1 protein-coding gene is annotated in these 530 nt (G+C 54.3%); it reads left to right on the forward strand.

Annotated features, from left to right (window positions below; genetic code table 11):
* Nucleotides 1–530: AMP-binding protein (locus tag ACWA2B_RS27975; protein WP_449292886.1), on the forward strand; the 530-nt coding region annotated here is incomplete at both ends.

Here is a 530-nt window from a genome sequence, read left to right on the forward strand (position 1 = left end):
TATGATCTGGACTTGATTGTGATGCCCGATGAAACCTTCCGCATTATGTTCAGATATAACGCCAATGTATACGATCGGTCTACGATCGAGCGGATGCAGGGACATGTACTGCATGTCATCGAGCAAATAATTGACAATCCGCATATCCGTGTGAATGAGCTGGAATTGGTGACACCGGAAGAGCGGGCACAGACCGTTCAGGTCTGGGGGGATACGGCGGTAGCCTATCCGCAGGATCAAACGCTAAGCGCACTGTTCGAGCAGCAGGTAGCGAACACGCCGGAGCAAGTGGCGGTGTTGTGTGGAGCGGTATCGTTGACCTACGCGGAGCTGAACGAGCGAGCCAACCGTCTCGCACGCACCTTGCGTGCGCAAGGGGTTAAACCGGATCAGCCTGTGGGCATTCTGGTTCACCGTTCATTGGACATGATTGTAGGCATCTATGCGATTCTCAAGGCCGGCGGAGCCTATGTGCCGATTGATCCGGAATATCCGGCTGATCGTATCCGCTTTATGCTGGAGGACTCGGG

Source organism: Paenibacillus sp. CMM36, from assembly GCF_053570945.1.